Below are 21348 nucleotides of genomic sequence, written 5' to 3'. Positions count from 1 at the left end.
AGCCTCCGCGTCGACTCCCTCCTCCGCCTTGCAACCGCACGCACCAGAGCCCGCTCGGGCCGGACGGAAGGCGCCGCCGCTCCGAGCCGGCCAGATCCGGAAGAAGGACCTAGCCCGACGCCGGCCCTCCGTCGCCGTCCGGCGGCGTGAGTTGCTGATGGCCTCTCTCCAGGAAGTGCAGCAGTTCCACCGGGATGGGCAGGACCAGCGTGGAGTTCTTCTCGGCCGCCACCGCCATCACCGTCTGCAGCAGCCGCAGTTGTAGCGCGGCCGGCGTGCCCGACATCTGCTGCGCGGCCTCGGCGAGCTTCCTCGAGGCCTGCAGCTCGGCGTCGGCGTTGATGATCCGGGCCCGGCGCTCCCGGTCGGCCTCGGCCTGGCGGGCCATCGACCGCTTCATCGTGTCCGGCAGGGACACGTCCTTGATCTCCACCCGGTCGACCTGGATGCCCCAGCCGACGGCCGGGCTGTCGATCATCAGCTCCAGGCCCTCGTTGAGCTTCTCCCGGTTGGAGAGCAGATCGTCCAGCTCGCTCTTGCCGATGATCGAACGCAGCGAGGTCTGCGCCATCTGGGAGACCGCGAACTTGTAGTCCTCGACCTTCACCAGCGCGCTCACCGCGTCGACCACCCGGAAGTAGACCACCGCGTCCACGCGCACGGTGACGTTGTCCCGGGTGATGCCCTCCTGGGCGGGAATCGGCAGTGTCACGATCTGCATGTTGACCTTGTGCAGCCGGTCCACGAACGGAATCACGAGCCTCAGGCCCGGCGTCCGCACCTCACCCGCGACCCGCCCGAGCCGGAAGAGCACCCCCCGCTCGTACTGCTTGACCACCCGCGCCGCCATCGCCAGGAACACGACGCCGACGCAGATCACCGCCGCAACGGCTCCCAGCAACTCCTGGAGCATGATGACCTCCTCGCACAGAGGCCTGTTTTGTCTGTCGCTGTAACGATATGCCTGGCTCGGGGCGGAAGCCATGGGCCGGCCCGGGGTGCCGAGGGGCGTCGGCGCCCCGGCCCGGGGACGGTGGCCGCACCAGGGGCTCAGCTCCCTGGATGCCGGCCCGTGGGCTACGAGCCGGCCGCCGCGACCGACCCGGCCCGCGCCGGTTTGCCCGCTCCGGCCGGCGCCGGGATGGTGACCTGCACCGGCTCAGTGCCTGCCACGCTGTGCCGCTCGGCCCAGTTCACCAGGGCCGTGCGGCAGGCGTGGTCCAGGTGGTGCAGGCCGGACAGGTCGAGCCGGAGGGGGCGGTCCTGGGGCAGCGACTCCAGGCTGTCGAGGATCTTCGGCAGCCGCAGGAAGGTCGCGTTGCCCGACAGATTCGCCTCGATCGGGCCCGCGCCCTTGTCCACGACCTCCAGCCGGACGTGCGAGGCCTCCCAGGCCGTCTTGACGACCGCCAGACCCAGCCCTATGAGAACGCCCTCGAACATGCTGACCGCCACGATCGACACGGCGGTGACGGCCAGGACCAGCGCCTCGCCCCGGTGCTCCCGCCACAGCACGGCCAGCGCCCGGACCGGCACCAGCTTGGCGCCGGAGTGGATGAGGACGCCCGCGAGAGCAGGGATCGGGATGAGGGCGAGCACGCCCGGCAGCAGGGCGGCGAAGAGGAGCAGCCACACGCCGTGCAGGACGCGGGAGGCCTTGGTGCGGGCCCCGGCCTGCACGTTGGCCGCGCTGCGCACGATCACCGCGGTCATCGGCAGCGCGCCGAGCAGCCCGCAGAGCGTGTTGCCCGCACCCTGGGCGACCAGTTCCCTGTCGTACTTCGTGCGCGGCCCGTCGTGCAGCCGGTCCACGGCCGCCGCGCTGAACAGCGACTCGGCGGACGCGATCAGCGTGAACGCGACGATCGTGCCGAGCGCCCCGACGCCCGCGAGGTCGGCGAAGGCACTCATCGGCGGCGGCTGGACGGAGCCCAGCAGCCCCTTCACCTCGACGGTGGCCACGGGCAGGCCGAGTGCGAGCGCGGCCAGTGTGGCGAGGCCGACGGCGGCGAGTGGACCGGGCACCGTACGCACCTTCGCCGGTGCGTGCTTCCACAGCACCAGCATCGCGACGGTGCCCGCGCACAGGGCGAGCGAGGCGAGCGCCGTCCCGTCGCCGAGGGCGTCCAGGAGCGCCCCCGGCAGCCCGGTCATCTTGCCCAGCCCCGAGTCGGGGGCCTTGGCCGCCACGGCCGGATACAGCTGACCGGCTATCAGGACGAGGCCGATTCCGGCCAGCATGCCCTCCACGACCGAGACCGAGATGGCCCGGAAGTACCGGCCGAGGCGCAGCATGCCCATGAGGACCTGGAGCAGTCCGGTGGCGAGCACGATCACGCCGAGCGCCGGCAGCCCGAACTCCTTGACCGCCTCGAAGACGAGCACCGTCAGTCCGGCGGCCGGCCCGGACACCTGGAGGCTGCTGCCGCGCATCAGCCCGGTGACGATGCCGCCCACGATGCCGGTGACCAGGCCGAGTTCGGCCGGCACCCCGGAGGCGACGGCCACGCCCACGCACAGCGGGAGCGCGACCAGGAAGACGACGAGGGAGGCGGCGAAGTCCTGCTTGAGGTGAGGGAGTCGGGATGTGAGCCTGTTCCTGGTCATCGGCGCGCTCACAGGGCTTCGAAGGTGTCGGTCTGCGGCCGGTGCGCCCGTACGGCGCCGGTGTGGACCTCGTAGTACCAGGCGTGCAGGCCGAGCCGGCCCTCCGTCAGCTTCCGCTCGACACAGGGGTACGAGCGCAGCCGCAGCAGCTGGGTCAGGGCATGGCTCTGGACGCCCTCGGCGACCTCCGGGTCCTCGGCCGCGCCGGCCGGGCGCGGGGCGGCGTGCGCCAGCCAGTCGCGCACGGCGGGTACGGCGGTCAGGTCGTCGCCGCGCACCAGCGCGCCGACCGCACCGCAGTGCGAATGGCCGCAGACGACGATGTCGCGGACACCGAGCACCTCCACGGCATACTCGATGGTGGCGGCCTCGCTGGTGGGGTGCTCCGAGGCGTACGGCGGGACGATGTTGCCCGCGGTGCGCAGCTCGAAGAGCTCGCCCGGGCGGGCGCCGGTGATCAGGGCCGGGACGACCCGGGAATCGGAGCAGGTGATGAACAGCACCTGCGGGGACTGGCCTTCGGCGAGCTCGGCGAACTCCTCAGGGCGCTGTCCGAAGGTACGGGCGTTGTCGATGAGGGGCTGCATGTGTGTGGATTCCTCCTGGCGCGCCGCACCGGCGCGTCGGGCTTGCACGACGTTCGTGGGGGGAGGAGCCGGCTCTCAGCAGCGGAAGACCTGAAGCGCCGCCGGGGAGTGGGCTCTGGAGGATCTCGAGGTCCGGTGGCGCGGGGCACCGGAGGCGGCCGGCGTCTGCGCTTCGGCCGCCTGCCGGGATATGGGCAGGCGGTCCGGCGCCCACCCGGAGGCGGAGCCACGCTGCCGGTCGCGGGTGTGCGGAACACCCGCGGGCGAACGGCCCGGGTCGCACGCCTGCTGTGCGAACGATGTTGTTCCGACCTCGGTCTTGGCCTTCGCCTCACTGAGCGTATGCGCGGGTGCGAAGGTTCCGTCGATCGCGAAGAGTGGCAGGGCGAGCAGGGCCACTGCGAGGAGGGAGAGCAGGGTCCTGGCCGTCTTACCTCGGAACATGCACCCTCCTCCCAGGAGTTGACACCTCTCGCACGCACCAAGCATTGGTCAATGGTTGGTCAAGAAACACGTTAACCCTGCAAAGTCCTTTGCAGGGTTAACTGGGCGTTACGAGCGGAAAAGAGCGTGAAAAGTGTCGTTCGGGTGGCGTGAAACGGCTCTTGACTACGACCCGACGAGACCCTTCGCGTCCCGGGCGAGCGCGGTGAGCCGGGATATCGCGCGGAAGTACTTCTTGCGGTAGCCGCCGTTCAGCATCTCCTCGCTGAACAGCCGGTCGAACGGCAGCCCCGAGGCGAGCACCGGCACCTCACGGTCGTACAGACGGTCCGCCAGCACCACGAGACGCAGCGCCGTGGACTGGTCCGGCACCGGCTGGACATCGGTGAGGCACACCGCCTTCAGGCCGTCCGTCAGGGCGCCGTACCGGCTCGGGTGCACCTTGGCCAGGTGCTCCAGCAGATGCGGGAAGTCGTCCAGGGAGGCGCCCGCGGTGGCGTACGCCGCCTTCGTCACCTCTTCGTCGGAGAACGGCGCCGGAGCCTCGGGGAGTCCGCGGTGGCGGTAGTCCTCGCCGTCGATGCGCAGGGCGCGGAAGTGGGCCGACAGGCCCTGGATCTCGCGCAGGAAGTCGGCGGCCGCGAAACGGCCCTCGCCGAGCTTGCCGGGCAGCGTGTTGGAGGTGGCGGCGAGCGCCACGCCCGCCTCGACCAGCTTGCCGAGCAGGGTGGAGACGAGCACGGTGTCGCCGGGGTCGTCCAGCTCGAACTCGTCGATGCACAGCAGGCGGTGGCCGCTGAGCGTTCGCACGGTCTGCTGGAAGCCGAGCGCGCCGACCAGGTTGGTCAGCTCCACGAAGGTGCCGAACGCCTTGAGCGCGGGCTCGGCCGGGGTGGCGTGCCACAGGGAGGCGAGCAGGTGGGTCTTGCCGACGCCGTAGCCGCCGTCCAGGTACACACCGCGGGGGCCGGCCGGGGTCTTGGGGGCCTTGGCCCTGCCGAACCCGAGGAACCCGCGCCGGCCGGCGCCGGAGGCGTGGGCGCCGCCCAGTCCGGCGGCGAAGCCCTCCAGCACCCGCACGGCCTCGGTCTGGCTGGGCTGGTTCGGGTCCGGGATGTACGTGGCGAAGCGCACCGAGTCGAAGCGCGGCGGCGGCACCATCTCGGCGACCAGCCGGTCCGCGGGCACGTGTGGCTCGCGGGAGCACAGGGACAGCGGGCCCGCGTCGGTGAGAGGGCTGGGACCGGGGGTTGCGGTGGAGGACGACACGGTTACCCATGCTAAGCGCCGTGTCACACTGCACGACATGCGACGCCTGTTCCCTGTGACCTACGAAACAGCAGCCCAGGCCTCTGGCGGGGGCCCCGAGGGGCAGGGGGTGAGTGGGGCCGCCGGTGCCGATGCGGCACACGCGCCCGGGGGGACCGCGGGCGCGGACGCGTCGGTGGCCCGTGAGTGGAGCCTCGCCGAGCTGGCCGCCGCCTACGCCTATCCGGAGCCGCGACCCACCGCCGGCGTCCCGCAGCCGTGGCTGCGGGCCAACATGGTCTCCACCCTCGACGGCGCGGCCCAGCACGAGGGCCACTCCCAGCCCATCTCCAGCGCGGCCGACATGCGGATCTTCGGCACGCTCCGCGCCCTCGCGGACGTGATCGTGGTGGGCGCGGAAACGGCCCGGCAGGAGGGGTACCGCCCCGCACGCGCGCGTGCGGAGTTCGCGGAGGCCCGGGCGGCCGCCGGACAGGGCGCGGCCCCGGCGATCGCGATCGTCACCGCCGGCCTGGAGCTGGACTTCTCCCTTCCGCTGTTCACCTCGCCCCTGGTGCCCACCCTGATCCTGACCGGCGCCGCCGCGGCCCCCGACCGGGTCGCCGCGGCCGAGAAGGCGGGCGCGTGGGTGGTCGTCGCCGGGGAGGGCATGGGGGTCGATCCCGTGCGCGCGGTACGCGCTCTCGCCGACCTCGGGCACACCCGGCTGCTCACCGAGGGCGGGCCACGGCTGCTGGGCCAGCTGGTGGCCGCGGAGGTGCTCGACGAGTTGTGCCTGACCGTCTCGCCGATGCTCACCGCCGGGGACGCGCAGCGCATCGCCGGAGGGCCCTCCCTCACCGTTCCCCGCCGCTTCGAACTGGTGTCCCTCCTGGAGGAGGAGGGATTTCTGTTCAGTCGTTACCACCGGTCCTGACATCGGGCGGAATCTGCCGTTCCGTTTAGCTTTCGGCGGGCACACTAGGTCCGGCACTACCCGTGCGATCACGGGGCAGGATGGTTTCCGCAGGGGCCCTGCCCGGGCCCACGGAGGAGAGAGGCGTCTGGTGTTCACAAGCGTTCTGATGATCGAGAAGGCCCTGACGTCCGCCGACGTGGAGTTCGTCACCACCTTGCACGGGGAGGAGTCGGTCGCCTTCCACGTCCTGCTCCAGCCGCGGGGCGACCAGGCCGACCGCCTGCTGCGGGCCATCGACGACATCGCGCTCGGCGAACTGGAGGAGGCCCGCCACGAGGGCGCGACGCCCGAGGGCGAGGAGGCGCAGAGCGTCGGGCAGCAGGCTCTCGAGGTGTCCCTGACAGCCCTGCGGGCCGCCGGCAGCGAGGCCGAGGGGCGGTTGGTCGAGGCACATCCGCTGGACGCGCTGAAGTCCCTGGTCGCCGAGGTGGGGGCCGACGAGGTGATCGTGCTGACCGATCCCCACTACGTGGAGGAGTTCTTCCACCGGGACTGGGCCTCCCGGGCCCGGCACAAGGTGGGGGTACCGGTGCTGAAGCTGTTCTCGCACACCAAGGCCTAGCCGTACCGGGGGGCGGGTGCCGGTGCGCCGGGGGCCGGGGCCGAGCGCATAGGCTAGGGCTGCTCAGCCCCGTACCGGATCTTATGGAGACACGCATGGCACCCGGCCTTCCCACCGCCATGGACCGACCGCACTTCATCGGCATCGGCGGCGCCGGGATGTCGGGCATCGCCAAGATCCTGGCCCAGCGCGGGGCCGCGGTGGCCGGCAGTGACGCCAAGGAGTCGGCGACCGCCGAGGCACTGCGGGCGCTCGGCGTGACCGTGCACATCGGCCACGCCGCCGAGCACCTGGCCGACGACGCGAGCTGTGTCGTGGTGTCCTCCGCGATCCGTACGGACAACCCCGAGCTGGCCCGCGCCGCCGAGCTGGGGATCCCCGTGGTGCACCGGTCCGACGCGCTGGCCGCGCTGATGGAGGGGCTGCGGCCCATCGCCGTGGCCGGCACGCACGGCAAGACCACCACGACCTCGATGCTGGCCGTCTCCCTCTCCGAACTGGGCCTGCGCCCGTCGTACGCCATCGGCGGCGACCTGGACGCGCCCGGCTCGAACGCGCTGCACGGCGAGGGCGACATCTTCGTCGCCGAGGCCGACGAATCGGACCGCAGCTTCCACAAGTACGCGCCCGAGGTCGCCATCGTCCTCAACGTCGAGCTGGACCACCACGCCAACTACGCCTCGATGGACGAGATCTACGAGTCCTTCGAGACCTTCGCCGGAAAGATCGTGCCCGGCGGCACCCTGGTGATCTCCGCCGACCAGGAGGGCGCGCGGGAGCTGACACGGCGCCTGGCGGGCTCGGTGCGGACCGTGACCTACGGCGAGGCCGAGGACGCCGACGTGCGGGTCCTGGCCGTCGTACCGCAGGGGCTGAAGAGCCAGGTCACCGTGGTGCTGGACGGCCAGGAACTGACCTTCGCGGTCTCCGTGCCCGGCCGGCACTACGCGCTCAACGCCGTCGCCGCCCTCACCGCCGGTGCCGCCCTCGGTGTCCCGGCCGCGGAGCTGGCGCCCGCGCTCGCCGCCTACACCGGCGTCAAGCGGCGCCTGCAGCTCAAGGGCGAGGCGGCCGGTGTGCAGGTGATCGACTCCTACGCCCACCACCCCACGGAGATGACCGCCGACCTGGAGGCCATGCGCGCCGCCGCCGGGGACTCCCGGATCCTCGTCGTCTTCCAGCCGCACCTGTTCTCCCGCACCCAGGAGCTGGGCAAGGAGATGGGCCAGTCGCTCGCGCTCGCCGACGCCTCGGTCGTGCTCGACATCTACCCGGCCCGCGAGGACCCGATCCCCGGGGTCACCAGCGAGCTGATCATCGACGCCGCCCGCGCGGCGGGCGCCGACGTCACCGCCGTGCACGACAAGGCGGAGATCCCGGCGGTGATCGCGGGAATGGCGAAGCCCGGTGATCTCGTTCTCACCATGGGCGCGGGCGACGTGACCGACCTGGGCCCGCAGATCCTGGACCGCCTGTCGCAGCAGTAGAGGGGCTGAGGCTCATGTCGTACGACGTCGAGAAGCCGGACGAGGAGTGGCGCGCGGAGCTGACCCCGGCGGAGTACGCCGTCCTGCGCCAGGCCGGCACCGAGCCGGCCTTCACCGGTGAGTACACCGACACCAAGACCAAGGGCGTCTACTCCTGTCGCGCCTGCGGTGCCGAACTGTTCACCTCCACGACCAAGTTCGAGTCGCACTGCGGCTGGCCGTCCTTCTACGACCCGAAGGACACCGACGCGGTCGAACTGATCGAGGACCGTTCCCACGGCATGGTCCGCACCGAGGTCCGCTGCGCCCGCTGCGGCTCCCACCTCGGGCACGTCTTCGAGGGTGAGGGTTACCCCACCCCCACCGACCAGCGGTACTGCATCAACAGCGTCTCGCTGCGGCTCGAGCCGGACGAGGCCTGACACCTCCGGGTCCCAGGGGGCGGCCGGGACACCAGTGACTGGTGCCCGGCCGGCTCCGATTTGAGATTCTGTGAGGGTGATGGGTGTCGCGCGCTGGATCCAGGCCCGTCGCAGGTCCCTGTCGCTCGACGGCCACCGCCGGGGGGAAGGGACCGGCGAGCCGGAGAGCGACGCGGTGCGGCTGGCCGAGCTGCGCACCGTCGCCGGCGGCATCGGCACCACGCTCGACGAGGACACGACCTGCGCCGAGCTGACCCGAGCCGCCGTACGGCTGTTCGGCGGCGCCGCCGCGGTCATGCGCCGCACCGGCAAGACCGTCTCCGGGTACGAGGCGATCCACGGGGCCGCCGACGTACTGCCCGACGCCCGATGGGTCACTGCCGTGGCCCGGGAGGCGGGCTTCCCGGCGGCCGACAGACGGACCGAGCCGTGGATCGAGCACCCGCCCGGCGCACGCGACCGCAGCGCGCTCTGCGTGCCCCTGACCAGCGGCCCCGACCAGTACGGCGTCCTCGTCTCGGCCCGGCGCGGAACGGCGTTCACCCGGGCGGAGGCCGAACGGCTCGCTCTCCTCGCCGAACGCGCCGCCTCCCACATCCGGCACGCCCGCTCCTACGACCAGGTCAACCGCACCGCCGGCGACCTGCAGCGCGCCCTGCTGGCGGAGCCCGGCCGGCCGCACCCGAACCTGGACGTCGCCATCCGCTACCTGCCGGCCGGCAGCAGCCGGGTGCTGGTCGGCGGCGACTGGTGCGAGACCGTACGGCTCCACTTCGGCCGGACCCTGCTGGTCGTGGGCGACGTGATGGGCCACGGCCTGGAGGCCGCCGTCGACATGAGCGCCTACCGTTCCTCGCTGCGCTACATCGCCTCCGCCGACCTGCCCCCGCACCGGGTGCTGCGGCAGATGGACGACATCGCCTCCATGGAGGGTGACCGACGTCCTGCCACCTGTCTGCTGGCGCGGGCCGACCCCGGCCGGGGCCAGGTCACGCTGTCCAGCGCCGGCCATCTGCCGCCCGTGCTCATCGACCGGGACGGCCGGACCGCGCCGCTGCCCGTCCCGGTCGGCCCGCCGCTCGGCACCGGCTTCGGCGGCTACGAGTCGGCCACCCACGAGCTGGCCCCCGATCAGACCCTGGTGCTCTTCACCGACGGCCTCGTGGAGCGCCGAGGCGAGGACATCGACAGCTCCCTGGCCCGGCTGTCCGGCCTCCGCTTCACCACCGGCGACGGCGTCGACCACGTCCTGGACACCATCCTCACCCGTCTCGACGCGCGGCACGCGGAGGACGACGTGGCGGTCCTCGCGGCGCGGCCGCACCTGCGCCAGGGGCCGGTCGACGCGGAGGAGGACGCCCAGGCGGTGGGCCGCTGAGCCCCGATCCGGCCCGTGGGCTCGGCTCCCTCCGCTCAGGCGCCCGCGTGGACCAGCGCGGCCCAGGTCCAGGGGTGTTCCGGGTCGGCCGCGCGCAGGGTCCGTACGGTGTGATGGAGGGCGAGGGCCGCGGGCAGGGGACGCGGGTCCGGCAGGGCGGGCGCCAGTGCGCGGTGGAAGGCGGCCGCCGCGTCGGCGGCGAACGCGTCCCCGACCTCCCACAGGGTGGCCACCGACTGGGTGTAGCCGGCCAGCTGGAAGGCGGAGGCGAGGTGGATCACCTCGTCGACGAGCGCGGGCGCCGAGCTGCCCCGGGCCGTCCCGCAAGCCGACAGATAGGCCAACTCTGCCGACTCCAGTCGCAGTTCGGCGATGTCCCCGATGAGCAGGTCGCCGTCGGCGAGCAGCAGCCGGCCGGCGGCCGTGTCCTCGGGGTCGCTGTCCGCGTGACAGGCGAAGTGCACCACGGCCGCGTCGAGCACCGCCGTGCGCACCGCCTCCCGGGTGGCGGCCGGTCCGATCAGCGGGGTGCCGCCGCCCGCCGCGACCGCGGCCGTGGCCTCGGCGACCGTCCGGGCCAGCGGCGCCTGCCCGGTCGTCTCGGGCATGGCCACGGCGAGCACACCGCGCCGGCCGGGGTCGGCGCGCCGGCGGGCCCGGCTGAACAGCAGGGCCCGCAGCGTCGGCGTGTAGGAGCAGGCCACCCGGTCGAGGACCGCCGCGCCCGCCCGTGCGCCCGGACCGTGATGCCCGGCGGCGTGCAGCGGGAAGGAGTTGAGCACCCCGGACGGGGACCACCACAGCCGCGGCCAGGGCTCACCCGGCTCCGGCGGACCGGTGAACCCCAGAGCGTCCAGGACCGGTTCGGCCAGGACGTCCCACAGCCAGGACAGCGTGCCGGTGAAGATCTCCCGGGCCTGCTCGTAGAGCGGATCGCGCGGCCCGGCGGTCAGCACCTCGACGGCCAGCCGGAAGGACTCGGCCTGCGCCGCGAGGTCGGAGGCGTACAGCCGGGGCAGTCGCACCGTGCGCAGCCCGTCCGCGCCGAGCGCGAGGGCGTCGCAGCGGCGCGGGTGGACGTTGACGCTCACCACGGGGCCCTCCGCGGCGGCGGGCAGCAGGTCGTCCAGGCCGAGCGGCAGCGGCGTGAGGAACCGCTGGAAGCCCGGGCGCTGCTGGAGTTTCGTGATCAGCCTGGCCGCCTCCTCCTGTGCGACCCGGTACCGTTCCGCCTCCTCGTCGCTGGGCCAGCGGCCGGGCTCCATGTGCCGCCGCAGTCCGCGCAGGCCGTCCAGCGCGGCCCGGAGCCGGGCGTGCAGGCCGGCGTCGGCGCCGTGCAGCACGGACAACTCACGGCGGGCGTTGAGCGCGGTGGACAGCAGGTGGGCGCGGCCGTCCTCGAGGTTCTCCAGGGCCCCCACGGGGTCGCGGTCGTCGAGGGCCTTGGCGGCCTGGTCCGAGGCCAGCCGGGTGATCAGGCTGGGCGACTGCCCGGCCGGCCCGGGCCCGGGCCGCTCGGCGCCGAGCAACTGGGTGTTGCGGATGCGGGAGTTCACCGCCGACGTCCACTGCGACAGCAGCATCACGGTGCGCAGGTCCGGGTCCGGTACGGCGGTCAGCTCGCGGGCGATCCCCTCGGCCTCGGTGAAGTCCGCCTCCTCGGACCACAGCGCGTACCGGATGAACAGCGACACGGCCAGGGACGTCCGCGTCTCGTCGTGCTCCCGGGTGCCGGGTGCCAGTTCCGGGAGCCTGCGCCGGGCGCCCCGTACGCCTCCCTCCAGGTACTGGAGCTGGTCGAAGGGCGACTCCGACGCGTAGGCCAACGCCGTGTAGCCGCCGAAGAGTTCGGGGGTGAGGCCCATCTCCCGCATGCGCCGCGGCAGGTCCTGGAGCATCTCCCGCAGCAGCGGCAGTGAGGCCCGCATCCGGGCGAGCCTGGCCTCGTCCGCGTCGGGTTCGTGCATCAGCTTCGCCAGGTTCAGCATGGCCTGCCCGTCCTGCACCAGGCGGTACTCGCGGGAGTCCGGCGCCAGCCGGGGCAGCAACCGCTCGTGCAGGTCGAGGAGTTCGTCGAGCGGAGCGGTGTCCACCGGTTCCGGCGGCACCGGTTCCGGTTCGTCGGCGGTGCCGGCCATGAACGCGGCGAGGGCCTGTGCGCGTTCGTCCTCGGGCAGCCTGGCGATGCGCCGCAGCTCCAGTTCGGCGGCCTTGGTGATGACGTCGTGGAGGGAGACCTCCTCCGGGTAGCCCAGCAGCAGCGTGCCGAAGTCCATCAGCTCCTGGCTCCGGCTGCCGCCGCCCTGCGGGCCCATGCCGAGCAGGCGCATCACCGCGCCGATGGGATGGCCCTCGCCCTCGCCGGACAGCGCGGACCGCATGAGGGCGTCGATGGCGTCCGAGTCGGTCTCCTGCTCGGGGCTGAGGTCCGCACGGGAGGACAGCTCCCCCTTCAGCACGGCCGCCCGGTACATCAGCCCTTCGGCCCGCGCGGTCCGCTCGGCGTCCCCGGCGAACACCGCGTCGGCGCCGCCCAGCAGGTCGATGGCCTCCTGCGGTCGCCGCGCGGCGATCAGGCTGTCGGCCAGCCGCAGCATGACGTCCGCACGCTCGGGGTGCCCCGCGGACGTCAGGCCGAGCAGCCGGCGCAGCACCTCGGCGGCCTCCCCGGCCTGGGCGGCGGACCGCGTCCGGTCGCCCGGGAGCAGGCCGATCAGGAGGGCCTCGGCCAGCCGGTCGAGGCGGCCCCGGAGCGCCTCCGTGTCCTCGGCCGGGGTGAGGTCGAGGGAACGCCGGAGCGCGGCGACGGCCTCGTCGCGTACCTGCGGCGCCACCTCCTCGCCCGCGCCGGCGCTGAGGGCGTACGCGGTGAGGGCGTAGCCGAGGTCGGAGTGCATCTGCGCCACGTTCTCGTCGGCCGGGCCGGCGCTCCGGGTCGCGGTCCGCAGCAGCTCGGCCGACTCCGCCAGCAGGGCGCGGTCCTCCCGCGCGCCTGCCCAGGCCAGCAGCGCCAGTCCCAGCCCGTTGGCGCAGCGGGCGTGGTTGGGGTGGCCCGGGGGAGTGCCGGCGAACGCCGTGCGCAGGACGTCGACGGCCTCGGCGAGCCGCTCGCGGCCCTCCTCGCCCCGCACGGAGCCCAGCAGCAGCGCGTAGCCGAGGTTGCAGCCGGCCAGCGCCCGGTCGTGTCCGTCGGGCGCGAGGTACGGCATGGCCCGGCGGGTCAGCCGGGCGGCCGCCTCCCAGGCCTCGGGCCAGGCCAGCACGATGCCCAGCTCCAGCAGCAGCATGCCCACGTTGGAGAGGGCCGCCGCATGCTCGTGGACGACGGCCTGCGGCTCCTCGGGGCGCCGGCCCTCGGGGCCGAGCAGCTCGTCCAGCCCCGCGCGCAGCGGCGGCGGCAGGACGTCCGGGGTGCCGGGCAGATGACAGTGGAACGGGGCGAGCAGCAGCAGGCCGTACCGGCCGTCCTGTTCGGCGGCCGGTGCCTCGCGCCGGTCGTCGGCGCGGATCAGCAGCGCCACCCCGAGCGTGTACGCAACCTCCTGGTCGACGTCGTACGCGCCGTCCGGGCCGGTGCCCACCAGGTGCCGCAGCAGCGCCTCGGTCTCGGTACGCGCCTCCTCGGTGTGCAGCGCCGCGGTGCCGCCCGGGCCGCCGAGCCCGTCCAGCCGCGCGCGCACCGTGCGCAGTAACCGTTCCCGCTCGCTCTGCCGGTCCTCACCGGCCGGCTCCTGTTCCCAAGCCGTGTCCGTCGCCATGTTCCGCACCTTTCGGCCCCGCGCATCGGGGGCCCGTCACCTGTGCCGTGGGCCGGCCCCCTTGCGGAAGCGCTCGGTGACCGCCGGTCCGATGCTCACCCGCACCGGACGGGTCTCCGGGTCGAACCGCTCGAACAGTTCCGGCAGATGGACGTCCACGGCCGACTCCACCAACTCCGCGTATCCGTCGGCGCTTTCGCGCCCGCGCCGCCAGGCCACCAGGCCCGCGCCCGCCCCGGCGACGGCGGCCGGCCACCACACCGCGCCCAGCAGCACGTAGAGCACCGCCCAGCCGCCCAGGCGCATCGCCTCGTCCAGCCGTTGCCGGGACTCGGTGAGCGGCAGCCGGGTGGAGTCCGGCAGCAGCAGCCACAACCGGGGCCAGGTGTCCGCCAGTTCGACCCGGTACTCCTTGCGGATCCGCACCGCGGGGGCCCGCAGCCGGTCCCCGGTCCAGGTCGGGCAGCCCGGCCGGACCACCGCCACCTCGTTGCGCGCCGCCTCCGTCGCACCGAGTCCGCCCGTGCCTTCGGCGCGCCGGCAGGCCTCGTCGCGGTCGTCCCAGGCGCGCCGGCGCCGCTCGGTGAGCCGGTCCGCGAGCCCGCCGAACGGAGCCGGCCAACTGCCCCGCAGCGCACGCTCGTACGGTCCCGCCAGCGCGTCGGCCAGCAGGGCGGCGGCGAAGGACACGGCCAGCACCCCGAGCAGCAGCACCGCCGTACGCGTCGAACCGGACCCGTCGGCGGTCAGTGTCCGCAGCCGATGCCGCAGCAGCCCGAGGTCCGACCAGTGCCGCTGGCCCAGTGTCAGGGCGACGGCCGCGAGCGCGGTGAACACCAGCCCGGGCAGCACCAGCGCCGCCGCCCAGCGCTCGGCCAGCTTCCGGCCCATGTCCGTGACCAGCCCGGTGAGCATGCCGGGCCGCTCAGCTCTCGGCGTCGAAGCGCAGGGCCAGGTCGAACACCTCGCACACCGGCAGTTCCCGGTCCGCCCGCCGGCGCTCGCGGCGGGCGCACACCCCGCGCGGGCAGACGTGCTCGCCGGGCACCGCGTGCGGGCCGTCGTCGGCCACCGTGGTCGGCAGCGACGATCGCGGCGCTCCCGGTCCCTGACCCTCCGGAGCCGTACCAGCGCGCAGCAGGCCCAGTTCGGACAGGTACTCCTCGACCGGCTCACCGTCCCGGGCGGCTCGCACGGCCCGGTCGATCAGCAGCCGTTTCACCGCCCCCACCGGGCCCCGGTGCATCCGGCGGAGCCGGGGCAACTGGTCGCAGAGCAGCGCGACTTGTTCATCGCGGTCCTGAAGTGACGACACATCAGTCATGGTAGTCGGATCCTCTACGCTTGATCCCGTGATCGGCCCGACGGGCACCGACGACCGCGGGAGCGGCTCAGCGGACGGGGGTACGGGTGGACGTCCTGCTCGGCGCCGGGGACGGGGAGGACGCCGCACGGACCGCGGCCGCGCCCCCCGCCCCGTCCACTGTGCGCGCGCCCGTGCCCCGCGCCACCTTCCGCCGGGACCTGCGCACGGTGCAGAACCGGCTGTGGGCCGCCGCCGGTGCCGGGGCGGGCGCGCTGGTGTGCTGTCTGTCCGCCGACGGCGCACGCGCGGTGGGGGCGCCCAGACCCGTGGTCGCCGAGAGCGTGCTCGGCGCGGCCGTCCTCGCCCTGCTCTGCCTGCGCCTGCTGCTCACCTCGCTGCTGCCGGTCGCGCTCACCGTCGACACGACGGGCCTCGAATGGCGCGGCCCGCTGCGCAGGCTGCGGCTGCCCTGGGCCGACATCGACCGGATCTGTGTGATCCCGGCCGCCGACCGGCGCCTGCTGCGCACCGGCCACCGCTTCCCGGAGCAGCTGCTGCTGCGCACGAGCGCACCGGCCGCCCGGCGCAGGCCCGGACCGCTGTTCCGGGCGATGGAGCCGACGCCCCGCTGGGACCGGGGCTGGGACGGCCTCACCGTCGACCTGCGCCTGCTGGACGCCGACCCGGCCGCTCTCGACCGGGCGTTCGAGGCGCACGCCGGGCCGCGCTGGCGCCGCACCGGACCGCCCCCGGACGGCTCAGGCCATCGGATTCCGGGCCGCCTGCGCTCCCCGCTCGCCGCCCGCCTCGCGCACCAGGGCCGGCGGCTGTCGGTCGCCGTGTGGCTGCTGTGCTGTTGGGGGTACGGCTGGCACAGCTCGATCCGCCCTGGCGCCGGCCCGCACTGGCCGTACCTGGGCGCCGCGGTCGCCGCCCCCGCCGTCGTCCTGCCGGCGGCGGCGCTGCTCGACCGGCTGCTCGGCAGGCGGTGCTCCCTGCATCTGGACCCCGGAGGGCTCCGGCTGCGGGTCGGCGCGGACGAACGGACGCTGCCCTGGGCCGCGTCGACCGCCATGGAGATCGAGTCCCCGCCCGGCGCCACCGGCGACCGCCGCCCCCGCTGGACCCTCCTCGCCCACTTCGCACCGGCCGCGACCCCGGGTTTCCAGGCCGCGGCCGACGGCACCGTCCAGCCCCTCCTGCCTCTCCCGCCGCCCGTCGCCGAACCGCTGCGGGGCTGCTTCCGTACGGTCCCCGGCGGCCCGCTGGAGATCGTGCCCGTGCTGGCGGGCCCGGCCGGCGAACCCCACGGACTCTCCGTCCATCCCGAACAACTCGCCCACCTCCTCGGCACCTACGGCGTCCGGGTCGCCGGACCGGCGCGCGGCAGCGAGTCCGCCCGCCGCTGGAGCGGCCCCGCCCTCGGTCCCGTGCCCCCGCCCCCCGACCCGCCGCCCCCGCCGCCCGCCTCCCGCACGGCCGCCGTAGGTGAGGTCCGGGTGCTGCGGGTGGCGCGCACCGCGACCCGCGGGCACCGCTCGATCGCGGCGGCGCTGCGCGCTCACGGCGGCGACGGTCCCGTCTGCGTCCTGGTCGAACCGGGCCGCTACCCCGAACCCCTCGTCCTGAAGGGTGATGTGGAGATCCGTGCCGTCCGGGGGCCGGGCACCGTGACCGTCGAGCGCCCCACCGAGACCGCCGTGAGCGTGACCGGCACCGCCGTGCTGACCGGGCTCACCGTCGTCGCCCGCGGCAAGGCCGCCGTGGCGGTCGGTTCCGGCCGGGTCGCCCTGCGCGACTGCCGGCTGACCGGAAGCGCCGGAGCGCTCGCGCTCAGCGCCACGGCCGGCACCGAGGTCACCGTCGTCGGTGGTGAACTCACCGTCGGGGGTGCCGCGTTGAGCGGGGCCCGCGCCGACTTCCTCGGCACCCGGTTCCACGAGGCCGAGGCGGACGCCCTTGTCGTCGCCGACGGCGCCCAGGCCGAGGTGACCGGCTGCTCCTTCGCCGGCACCCGGGGCGGCGCCGTCCACGTCACCGGCGCCGGCAGCCGGGTCCGTGTCACCGACTGCGCGTTCACCGGCACCGGGGGCCACGGCGTCCTCGCCGACCGGCACGGCGAGGCCGAGGTGCGCGCGTGCCGGTTCCTGGACCTCGCCGGAACCGCGCTCGGCTTCCGCGACCAGGGCCACGGCACCGTCGTACGCGCCCGGGTGAGTGGCGCGAACGCCGGAGCGGTCGTCGCGGGCGGAGCCGATCCCACGCTGCGCGACTGCGTCTTCGAGGGCTGCCGGGCCGTCGGCGTCCGGGTGACCGAGGAGGGTGTGGTCCGGCTGGAGGACTGCTCCTTCGCCCGCGCCTCCAACGCCGCCCTGCACGTCGACCAGCGGGGCAGACTGCGCCTCGAGGGCTGCCGGGTCGACGGTGCCCGCAAGGGGGTGGTCGTGGAGAACGGCCATGCCGTCCTCGCCCGCCTCGAGGCCCGCGCGCTGACCGAGTCCGCGGTGCGGCTGTGCCAGGACGGCACCGTCGAGGTCACCGGACTTCGCGCCGAGGACTGCCGCTACGGCGTGTACGCCTCCGACACCGGCTCGGCCGGCGAGGTCACCGGAGCGGTCCTGCGCGGCATGGGGGACAGCGGGCTCGTCCTCACCGGATCCGCCCGGCTCACCGTCCGCGACGTCCGGGTCGAAGGCAGCCTCGGCGACGGCTTCTTCGTCCGCGACACCGCGGACCTGACCGCGCACGGCTGCACGGTCGAACGGGCCGGACGGCACGGCGTCCACCTCATGGACAGCGCCGCCCTGACCGCCGGGAACCTCACCGTGACCGGCGCCGCGTCCCACGGTCTCCTGGCCGCGAACAGCAGCCGCTTCGACGTCCGCGACAGCGCCCTCACCGGCAGCGGGGCCGACGGTCTGCGCGCCGACAGCGGTGCCGGCGGCCGGGTCCGCGACAGCAGTGTCACCGGCAGCCACGGCGAGGCCGTTTCCGGCGAGGGGACCGTGCACCGCGCCTCGGTGACCACCGACGAACGGCCGCCCACGGCCCCACCCGCCGCGGCGGACCCGCGCGCCGAACTCGACGCCCTGATCGGCCTGTCCGAGGCGAAGCACCAGGTCCGCACCCAGGCCGACCTGCTCCGGCTCGCCGGACTGCGCCGCGAGGCCGGGCTGCCCGAGCCGCCCGGCGGCCGCCACCTGGTCTTCTCCGGGCCGCCGGGCACCGGCAAGACGACCGTGGGCCGCCTCTACGGCCGCATCCTCGCCGACCTCGGCGTCCTGGCCGACGGCCGGCTGGTCGAGGTGCACCGCAGCGACCTGGTCGGCCAGTACCTCGGCTCCACAGCGCTGAAGACCCGCGACGCCTTCGACAGCGCCCGTGGCGGAGTCCTCTTCATCGACGAGGCCTACAGCCTCTCCCGTCGCTTCGGGGTCGGACACGACTTCGGCCAGGAGGCCATCGACGAACTGACCAAGCTGATGGAGGACCACCGCGACGACGTCGTGGTGATCGCGGCCGGCTACCCGGTGGAGATGGAGGAGTTCCTCACCGCCAACCCGGGTCTCGCCTCCCGCTTCTCGCGGACGGTGACCTTCCGGCCGTACGAGCCCGAGGAACTGGTGCGGATCGTACGGCACTTGGCCGAGCGGCACGGGTTCGAACTGGATACGGGAGTGGACGAGCTGCTGCTGACCCGGTTCCGGGCCCGGGCGGGCGCGCGGGAGCCCGCCAACGGACGGGACGCACGGACCCTGTTCGAGGAGATGGTGGAGCGGATGGCGGTGCGGCTGGCGGCGGTGGAGCGGCCGGGGCATCAGGAGTTGCTGGTGTTGCGCGGGGACGATCTGCCGTAGCCCTGGCAGGAGTTCGAGCGGCCGGCGGATGCCGTCGGGAGTCGCTGGTTGGCCTGTTCCCGGCGGACGCCCATCTTTCGCAACCCCGACGATTGAGTAACCATGAAGAGGGACGCGTGTGCTGTCGGCAAAGAGGGGGACGGGCCGTGGATCTGTCGGCACCCGATGTCGAGACCGAGTTGGTGGATCTCTCGGAAGTGCCGTTGGCGGCCGTCGGTTCCCTCGCGTCCGCCGGACTGCGCGAGCAGGCCCGCCGTCTGCTGGCTCTGGTCGACTCCCCGCCCACGCTGAGCTCGGCGTCGAACGCCGGGAGTGGTTGCTGACATGCTCCTGGCCGGCTGATGGTGAGGAGACGCCGTGTCGGATGACGGGCCCGTGGTGCACCGCTCGGGGGCCGGGTCCGATTCCGGACAGATCCGGACCGGTGCCCCACGTCACCGGCTGACCGTGACCCACTTCCAGCAGCTCGCGCAGGGCGGTGGTGACCGCGACGCCGTCGCGGCCCTGAGGACGGCACAGCGCAGCCGGCGGCTGATCCTGCTGCGGGCCCTGGTCGAGATCGCCGACCGCCACTCGCCGGACGACCGGGCACTGCCCTCGGCACAGACGGCCTGGCACCTGCTGGCCGAGGCCGAGGCGGCGGACCGGGCGGCGGTGGAGGCGGTGCTGCTCCATCCGCCGGTGGGGAGCTGGCTGGCCCGGACCCTGCGCGGACTGCGCGCCGACTCCGGGGGCGGGCCGGCGCAGGACATGTGGCGGGACACCGCGCAGGTGCACGCCCTGGCCGCGGCGGCGGCTCTCGCGGCCGGCATCCCGTTCCGGGCCCGCGTCCCGGTCCTCGGCACGGGCGTCCTGTTCCCCGCGCTCGGATGGGCCGAGCTGCCCTCCGAGGCCCCGCTGTCCGTCGCCGAGGCCTTCCGGGACACCGGAGGCGCCGGAGTACGCTGGACCGCCGGGACGCTGCCGCTGCCCGACGATCTCGGCCGTGACGCCCCCGGCTGGCGGGCGCTGCGACGGCTGCGCTCGACGGACGCCGAGGTGCCCGGCGCCCTGGTGCTGGAGGACCTCGACCACTGGCGGCACTACCTGCGCCGGCTGCCCGTCGGCCGGCTGGGCGAGGACGAGGTGGTCCGCTGGCGCGGCCTCTACGAGGCCGCCTGGCGGTACGTGGCCGCACAGCACCGCGTCGACCCGGCCGGTGTCGCGGACTGCCTGCTCGCACTCACCCCACTGCCCGATCGCAGTCCCGCGGACCTCTTCAGCGGCAGCGCCCCCGAATCGTACGGGGGCGTCTTGATGAGCAGGCCGGCCCGGCCGCTCGACCTCGCCGCGGCCCTCGTCCACGAGGCCCAGCACATCAAGCTCAGCGCCCTGCTGGATCTCGTCACCCTGCTGCGCGGCGGCCTGGAGGAGACCCATTACGCGCCCTGGCGTGCCGACCCCAGACCGTTGCGCGGGATCCTGCAGGGTGTCTACGCCTTCCTGGGCGTGGCCTCCTTCTGGCAGGCCCTGCGCGAGGGCACCGGTTTGTCCCGTGCCCAACGCGCGGAGGCCGACTTCGAGTTCGCGCTGCGCCGGGGACAGGTGGAGGAAGGGCTGCGCACCCTGTGGTCCGAGGCCTCCCTGACCGAGCTGGGCGAGCAATGCCTGCGAGGGGGCGAGCACACGCTCACGGCCCTGCTCAAGGAACCGGTGCCAGTCGCAGCGGCCCTGGCCGCAGCGGAGGCGCGCGACGACCACCGGATGGTGTTCCGCCTCTCCCAGTTGAGCTGTGACCCGGCCCAGGTGCGTGCCTGGGCCGACGCCCTGGAGGCCGGGCAGCCGCCGCCGTGCCACCCGGAGGTCCGCCCGCTGCCCGGACCGCTCGCCCCCGAGGTCCGCACCCGGCTGGTCCGCATCCGCTTCGGCGACCCGGAGCGCTTCGCGCACCTGCGCGAGGACCCGGCGACCCTGGCCGGCGCCTCGCCGACGGACTACGCCTGGGCGTCCGGCGACCGCACCACCGCGCTGGCCGGCTACCGACGTCTGCTCACCGAGAACCCCGGCGACCCGCTCGCCTGGGCCGGACTGGGCCTCAGCCTCCCCGCGGGGCCGCCCCGCGACGCCCTGCTGGACCGCCCCGAGCTGGTGGCCGCCGTACACCGGGAACTCCTGCGCCGGGGCCGCCCCCAGGCACCCGAGACGGTGGCCACCCGGATCGCGGAAGCGGCGGGCCTCGGCGGCGGGACCGACTGACACGGTTGCCTGGTGCAGCCCGCAGCCCGCAGCCCGCAGCCCGCAGCCCGCAGCCGCCCGGGCGGGGACCGTGCCGCCGCGCCAGCGCCGATTGCTCGCCGAGGACCCGGCGTTCCGGTCGCCCGGGCCACACGGCCGGCACGGCTGACACGGTTGCCCGGCCGGGAACCGCACTGCCGTGTCGGCCCGCTACCGCCGTCTTCTCACCGAGAGCCCAAGTGGCCTGGGCGGGGCCGGGCGCAAGCCTGCCCGGGGGGCCGCCCCGCGACGCCCTGCTGGACCGCCCCGAGCTGGTGGCCGCCGTACACCGGGAACTCCTGCGCCGGGGCCGCCCCCAGCCCCCCGGGACGGCAGCCGCCCGGATCGCGGAAGCGGCGGGCCTCGGCGGCGGGGCCGGGTGACGCGGCTGCCCGGTCTGCCCGGTGCAGCCACGCAGCCCCCGCCTCCCGGCCGAGGACCGCACCGCCGCGCCGGCCGG

17 protein-coding genes are annotated in these 21348 nt (G+C 74.4%); 9 read left to right on the top strand and 8 right to left on the bottom strand.

The annotated features are described in order from the left end of the window. Nucleotides 1–109: 109 nt before the first annotated feature. The 5 genes from AC07CM_RS33525 to zapE all read right to left on the bottom strand — a co-directional run bounded on the left by AC07CM_RS33525 (nucleotide 110) and on the right by zapE (nucleotide 4907). The gene (locus AC07CM_RS33525) at nucleotides 110–913 is read right to left on the bottom strand and encodes a slipin family protein (protein WP_478880242.1); all 804 of its coding nucleotides are present in this window, start codon (nucleotides 911–913) and stop codon (nucleotides 110–112) included. 164 nt (nucleotides 914–1077) lie between these two features. Next, nucleotides 1078–2607, bottom strand: coding sequence for a SulP family inorganic anion transporter (locus AC07CM_RS33520; RefSeq protein WP_478880241.1), 1530 nt, complete (start codon nucleotides 2605–2607; stop codon nucleotides 1078–1080). Nucleotides 2608–2615: 8 nt separating this feature from the next. Further along, nucleotides 2616–3194 carry a carbonic anhydrase gene (locus AC07CM_RS33515; RefSeq protein WP_478880240.1) on the bottom strand — a complete coding sequence of 193 codons (579 nt, stop codon included), beginning with the start codon at nucleotides 3192–3194 and terminating at the stop codon, nucleotides 2616–2618. A gap of 75 nt (nucleotides 3195–3269) precedes the next feature. Then, nucleotides 3270–3638: a hypothetical protein gene (locus AC07CM_RS33510; protein ID WP_478880239.1), complete on the bottom strand. Its 369-nt coding sequence runs from the start codon at nucleotides 3636–3638 to the stop codon at nucleotides 3270–3272. Between the two features lie 165 nt (nucleotides 3639–3803). Then, on the bottom strand, nucleotides 3804–4907 hold the full coding sequence (gene zapE / locus AC07CM_RS33505; RefSeq protein ID WP_478880238.1) for a cell division protein ZapE: 1104 nt from the start codon (nucleotides 4905–4907) through the stop codon (nucleotides 3804–3806). A 37-nt stretch (nucleotides 4908–4944) separates the two neighbouring features. Here zapE and AC07CM_RS33500 point away from each other — a divergent pair, with 37 nt between their 5' ends. The 5 genes from AC07CM_RS33500 (at nucleotide 4945) to AC07CM_RS33480 (ending at nucleotide 9714) form a co-directional block, all read left to right on the top strand. Then, nucleotides 4945–5823, top strand: coding sequence for a pyrimidine reductase family protein (locus AC07CM_RS33500; protein ID WP_478880237.1), 879 nt, complete (start codon nucleotides 4945–4947; stop codon nucleotides 5821–5823). A gap of 130 nt (nucleotides 5824–5953) precedes the next feature. Further along, complete coding sequence (locus AC07CM_RS33495) at nucleotides 5954–6427, top strand: indole-3-glycerol phosphate synthase (protein WP_478880236.1); 474 nt, start codon at nucleotides 5954–5956, stop codon at nucleotides 6425–6427. A gap of 95 nt (nucleotides 6428–6522) precedes the next feature. Then, the gene (gene murC, locus AC07CM_RS33490; RefSeq protein WP_478880235.1) at nucleotides 6523–7914 is read left to right on the top strand and encodes a UDP-N-acetylmuramate--L-alanine ligase; all 1392 of its coding nucleotides are present in this window, start codon (nucleotides 6523–6525) and stop codon (nucleotides 7912–7914) included. 14 nt (nucleotides 7915–7928) lie between these two features. Beyond that, entirely contained in the window at nucleotides 7929–8336 is a 408-nt protein-coding gene (gene msrB, locus AC07CM_RS33485) for a peptide-methionine (R)-S-oxide reductase MsrB (protein ID WP_478880234.1), read from the top strand. 79 nt (nucleotides 8337–8415) lie between these two features. Further along, nucleotides 8416–9714, top strand: a complete 1299-nt coding sequence (locus tag AC07CM_RS33480; protein WP_478880233.1) for a PP2C family protein-serine/threonine phosphatase — start codon at nucleotides 8416–8418, stop codon at nucleotides 9712–9714. 35 nt (nucleotides 9715–9749) lie between these two features. On the opposite strand, the gene AC07CM_RS33475 is transcribed toward AC07CM_RS33480, so the two are convergent. From AC07CM_RS33475 to AC07CM_RS33465, 3 genes are read right to left on the bottom strand one after another with little or no spacing between them, the layout of a single operon-like run. Further along, complete coding sequence (locus AC07CM_RS33475; protein WP_478880232.1) at nucleotides 9750–13472, bottom strand: CHAT domain-containing protein; 3723 nt, start codon at nucleotides 13470–13472, stop codon at nucleotides 9750–9752. A 36-nt stretch (nucleotides 13473–13508) separates the two neighbouring features. Continuing rightward, on the bottom strand, nucleotides 13509–14387 hold the full coding sequence (locus tag AC07CM_RS33470) for a hypothetical protein (protein ID WP_478880231.1): 879 nt from the start codon (nucleotides 14385–14387) through the stop codon (nucleotides 13509–13511). 10 nt (nucleotides 14388–14397) lie between these two features. After that, nucleotides 14398–14787, bottom strand: coding sequence for a hypothetical protein (locus tag AC07CM_RS33465; protein ID WP_478880230.1), 390 nt, complete (start codon nucleotides 14785–14787; stop codon nucleotides 14398–14400). Nucleotides 14788–14882: 95 nt separating this feature from the next. On the opposite strand from AC07CM_RS33465, the gene AC07CM_RS33460 reads away from it, so the two are divergent. The 4 genes from AC07CM_RS33460 (at nucleotide 14883) to AC07CM_RS33445 (ending at nucleotide 21271) form a co-directional block, all read left to right on the top strand. Continuing rightward, entirely contained in the window at nucleotides 14883–18635 is a 3753-nt protein-coding gene (locus tag AC07CM_RS33460) for a right-handed parallel beta-helix repeat-containing protein (RefSeq protein WP_478880229.1), read from the top strand. Between the two features lie 146 nt (nucleotides 18636–18781). Then, nucleotides 18782–18958 carry a hypothetical protein gene (locus AC07CM_RS33455; protein ID WP_478880228.1) on the top strand — a complete coding sequence of 59 codons (177 nt, stop codon included), beginning with the start codon at nucleotides 18782–18784 and terminating at the stop codon, nucleotides 18956–18958. Nucleotides 18959–18992: 34 nt separating this feature from the next. After that, nucleotides 18993–20870 carry an HEXXH motif domain-containing protein gene (locus AC07CM_RS33450; protein ID WP_478880227.1) on the top strand — a complete coding sequence of 626 codons (1878 nt, stop codon included), beginning with the start codon at nucleotides 18993–18995 and terminating at the stop codon, nucleotides 20868–20870. Nucleotides 20871–21088: 218 nt separating this feature from the next. Beyond that, entirely contained in the window at nucleotides 21089–21271 is a 183-nt protein-coding gene (locus tag AC07CM_RS33445; protein WP_478880226.1) for a hypothetical protein, read from the top strand. The last annotated feature ends 77 nt before the right edge of the window (nucleotides 21272–21348 follow it).

The organism is Streptomyces sp. NPDC044061, assembly GCF_056434305.1.
This window is presented reverse-complemented; position numbering and strand designations above follow the sequence as displayed.